We start from the raw sequence: 4,720 nt of genomic DNA, 5'->3' as shown, positions 1-4,720 counted from the left end.
CCTCTCACTTTTTTATTTTCTTTCAAGTGTCTGTAAGTGATTGTTTTGTTTGTGACACGATCGATTGTGATGTCTAATTGGTTCAACTCTCTTGGCTGATCGGCACCCGCCCGGTCGGCGCGCTGCCGGCCGCCGAGCCGGTCTCCGCGGTGACCGCGAGCGGGCAGAACCCGCCGAACGAGACCGCGGCCAAGCTCGCCGATGGCGACCCGTCCACCAAGTGGCTGGTGTTCTCGGCGACCGGCTGGGCGGCGTACGACCTGGGCGCCACCAAGCGGGTCACCGGGTACGCGCTCACCTCGGCCAACGACTTCGACGGCCGCGATCCGCGGGACTGGCAGCTGCAGGGCTCGGCCGACGGCCAGACCTGGACCACTGTGGATACCCGCACCGGGCAGACCTTCCCGGAGCGGTTCCAGACGCGGCGCTTCGAGGTCGCCACGCCGGGCGACTACCGGCACTACCGGCTGAACGTCACCGCCAACTCCGGCGAGCCGATCATCCAGCTCGCCGACCTGCGGCTGTTCACCGGCGCGACTACCGCGCCGCAACCGCCGGCGGTCGCCGAGACCGTGGTCGACATCCTGGACCGGCAGCACCCCGCCACCAAGGGCCTGCCTCTGACGGTGAAGCGCTCCGACCGCTGGTACAACTGGGACCCCAACCCGATCGGCGCCGTGCACACCGTGGCGCAGGTCGAGGAGCGGCACTACAGCCCGGGTCAGGGCGCCAACGGGCCGTTCCACCCGATCTCGTGGTGCCGCGACTACCAGGGCGGCCGGTCCTTCTACACCGGCATGGGCCACACCGAGGGCAGCTACGGCGAGGACGCGTTCCGCAAGCACCTCACCGGCGCTCTGCAGTGGACCGCCGGGACCGTGCGTGGCGACTGCCAGGCGACGATCGCCGCCAACTACAAGGCCGAGCGGGTCACCGCCCCCAACCAGCCTGGCCAGCTCGACCAGATCGGCGAGCCGCACGGCCTGACCATCGCCCCCGACGGCACCGTCTTCTACGTCGGCAAGGCGGCCTGCCCGAGCGGCCCGATCGTGCCCTGGACCGACCCGGACGTCGGCAAGGGCTGCGGCACGATCCACAGCTACGACCCGAAGACCAAGATGGTCAAGCTGCTCACCACGCTCGAGGTGATGGGCAACCGGGGCAGCGGCGACGAGCTGCAGAAGAACGAGGAGGGCCTGCTGGGCATCGTGCCCGACCCGGCCTTCGCGACCAACAACTGGCTCTACGTCTACTGGATGCCGCACGAGTCGATCGACCGCGAGAAGCGGGTCGGCCAGCGGACCGTCTCGCGGTTCACCTACGACAAGGCGAACCGGACCATCGACCAGTCCACCCGCAAGGACGTCCTGCAGTTCCCGGTGCAGATCCACAGCTGCTGCCACGCCGGCGGCGGCATGGCCTTCGACAACAAGGGCAACCTGTACGTGGGCTCGGGCGACAACAACTCGTCCGGCGGCTCCCAGGGCTACTCCGGCAACAACTGGACGCAGGAGTACGCGGGCATCTCGTTCCAGGACGCCCGGCGCACCTCGGGCAACACGAACGACCTGGCCGGCAAGATCATCCGCATCCATCCGGAGGCGGACGGCACGTACACGATCCCCGAGGGCAACCTCTTCCCGCCGGGCAACCCGAAGACGCGCCCCGAGATCTACGTGATGGGCGTCCGCAACATCGCCCGCCTGCAGATCGACCCGGTGCACCAGTGGCTGACCGCCGGCTGGGTCGGGCCGGACGCCGGCTCGCCGAGCCCGACGCTGGGCCCGGCGAAGTACGAGACCGCCACGATCATCACGTCGGCGGGCAACCAGGGCTGGCCGTACTGCATGGGCAACCGGCAGCCGTACCGCGACCGCAGCAACACCGACGCGTCGGTCCTCACCGGCTGGTACGACTGCAACAACCTGAAGAACGAGTCGCCGCGCAACACCGGCCTGGTGGACATCCCGCCGGCCCGCGACAACATGATCTGGTACTCGCCGGACGGCGGCGGCCCGATCTTCCCGCCGCGCGCCGACGGCTCGGGCATCCCGACCTACGTCGCGGCCGACGCCACCTACACCCAGCCGTACCTGCGGGGCGGTGGCCAGGCGATCATGTCCGGCCCGACCTACCACCGCTCCCAGGTCGACACGAACAGCGGCGTGGCCTGGCCGGCGTACTGGGACGAGAAGTGGTTCATCGGCGACGAGTCGAACGCGCAGAACCGGGTCGCGGTGACCATTGACCCGGCAGGAGTGCCGACACAGTCGCCGCCGCCGTTCGCCGAGTCGCTGCGGGCGATCTTCCCCGGCGGCAACGCGGACAACCGGGTGATGAGCTGGATGGACGCCAAGTTCGGCCCGGACGGCGCACTCTACGTGCTGGACTACGGCGGCGGCTTCTTCAGCCTGCACCCGGCGCAGAAGATGCTGAAGGTCAGCTACACGGGCGGACCGGCCACGCCGGCGCCGGCCGCGACCGCGACCGCCGTGCAGGACAAGCCGCTGACCTACCAGTTCACCGGCTCGAAGTCGGGCGGCGTCTCCTGGCGCTGGGACTTCGGCGACGGCACCACGTCGACCGAGGCCGACCCGCAGCACCGGTACACCCGGACCGGGACCTTCACCGCGAAGCTGACCGTCACGTACGCCGACGGCGAGACCGCCACGGTGCAGACCCAGGTGAACGTGGGCTGCGCGGTGCCGGACTCCCGCGGCACGGTCTTCATCGGTGACACCGACACCGGTGTGGCCAACCGGGCGGCCGGCGGCGGCTGCACGATCAACGACCTGATCGACGACGAGAGCACGTGGCCCGACCACGACAGCTTCGTCCGGCACGTCACCACGGTGGCCAAGCAGCTACAGGACGCCGGCGTGCTGACCGGCCGCGAGGCCGGCACGCTGACCAGGCTGGCCGCGGCCTCGCCGATCGGGCGGCCGGGGCACAAGGGCTACGAGCCGATCTTCAACGGCACCGCGGAGTCGCTGCGCGGCTGGGAGATGGCGCCGTCCGGCTCCTTCTCGATCCAGCCCGACGGGTCACTGCGCTCGGCCGGCGGGCTCGGGATGCTCTGGTACGCCGCCAAGGAGTACGGCGACTTCTCGATGAGGCTGCAGTTCAAGGACATCGCCCCGGGCACGGGACGGGCCAACAGCGGCATGTTCGCCCGGTTCCCGGACCCGCGCCGGCCCGTGGAGCAGCGTCCGGCGTGCGGGCAGACCGGCTCGGCGCGAACCTCGCAGGCCTGGGTGGCCATCTACTGCGGCCACGAGATCCAGATCTACGACGGCGAGACCGGCGAGCCGCAGAAGACCGGTTCCATCTACAACTTCGACCCGGTGCCGCTGAGCCAGGCGCGGCCGACGGCGAAGAACGTGTGGAACAACTACGAGCTCAAGGTCGTCGGGCAGCACTACACGATCATCCGCAACGGCGTGGTGATCAACGAGTTCGACAACACGCCCGGCAAGCAGTCGTCGCGGGCCGGGGATCCGCCGACCGACCTGCGGCAGTTCGCCAGCGGCTTCCTCGGGCTGCAGAACCACGGCGACGCCGATCTGATCGAGTTCCGCAACATTAGGGTGCGCCCACTGTGAACAACCGAGTCCGCGCCGCGCTCGCGGCCCTGGTTCTGATGGTCGGCATCGTCGTCGCGGCTCCGGCCGCGGCGGCGGTGCAGACCCTGACCTGGACCGCCGACGGCGACATCACGCGCTACAAGACCGCGCCCACCTCCGCGGTGGCCGGCGAGACGACGATCGTCTGGGAGAACAGCGAGGCCACCGGCAACACCATCGGCATGCCGCACACGCTGACCTTCGACACCTCGACCCCTGGCTACAACCACGACGTCACCCTGAACATCCTGGCCAGCCCGTTCGACGCGAACAACGGCCGGCACACCGCGACCGTCACCCTCACCCCGGGCCGCTACCGCTACTTCTGCACCATCCCGGGGCACAGCACGATGGTCGGCGAGTTCACCGTGACCGGTGGGCCCGTGGAGGACGAGACGCCGCCGACGGTGACCGGGCAGGTGTCCGGCACGCAGAACCCGGACGGCGACTACGTCGGCTCGGCCACCGTGACGGTGACCGCGTCCGACAGCGGCTCCGGTGTCGCGGGAGTCGAGTACGAGATCGACGACACCGGCTTCGTGCCCTACACCGCGCCGGTCACGGTGACCGAGCTCGGTGACCACTCGGTGCAGTTCCGGGCCACCGACAACGCGGGCAACACCTCCGCGGTGGGCTCGGTCAGCTTCCGCGTGGTGGAGGCCGGCGACACCGACGTCACTCCCCCGGTGGTCACCGCCACGGTGACCGGGGAGAAGGACGCCAACGGGAACTACATCGGCACGGCCACCGTCACGCTGACCGCGACCGACGACGACTCCGGCGTGGCCGGGATCGAGTACAACGTGGACGGCGGCGCCTTCCGGGCGTACACCGCGCCGGTCGTGGTCAGCGGCGTCGGATCGCACATGGTGCACTACCGGGCAACGGACAACGCCGGCAACACCTCGGCCGAGCAGATGGCGATGTTCACCATCGTCGCGCCGCCGGTCGAGGACACCACCCCGCCGACGGTCACCGCCGCGGTGACCCGCGCCCGGGAGCCGGTCGGGGACTACAACGGCTCGGCGCCCCTGTCGAAAACGGCCCCCCATGCCGGGGGCGGCGGCGCGCGGGTGGAGTAAGGGCGGGGCGGCGGC

The 4,720-nt window shown here is 69.9% G+C and carries 2 protein-coding genes; both read left to right on the top strand.

All coding sequences use genetic code 11. From position 1 onward, the window contains the following. Nucleotides 1-77: 77 nt before the first annotated feature. A complete protein-coding gene (locus AB0M20_RS28150; RefSeq protein ID WP_364303237.1) occupies nt 78-3,602 on the top strand; it encodes a family 16 glycoside hydrolase in 3,525 nt (1,174 codons plus the stop codon). Beyond that, the gene (locus tag AB0M20_RS28145; protein ID WP_364303235.1) at nt 3,599-4,705 is read left to right on the top strand and encodes a plastocyanin/azurin family copper-binding protein; all 1,107 of its coding nucleotides are present in this window, start codon (nt 3,599-3,601) and stop codon (nt 4,703-4,705) included. The genes AB0M20_RS28150 and AB0M20_RS28145 overlap by 4 nt, the downstream gene beginning before the upstream one ends. Nucleotides 4,706-4,720: the final 15 nt, after the last annotated feature.

Origin of the sequence: Actinoplanes sp. NPDC051633 (assembly GCF_040681735.1) — a bacterium.
GTDB lineage: Bacteria > Actinomycetota > Actinomycetes > Mycobacteriales > Micromonosporaceae > Actinoplanes.
The sequence above is the reverse complement of the archived record's forward strand: the minus strand, read 5'-3'. Positions and strand labels throughout refer to the sequence as shown.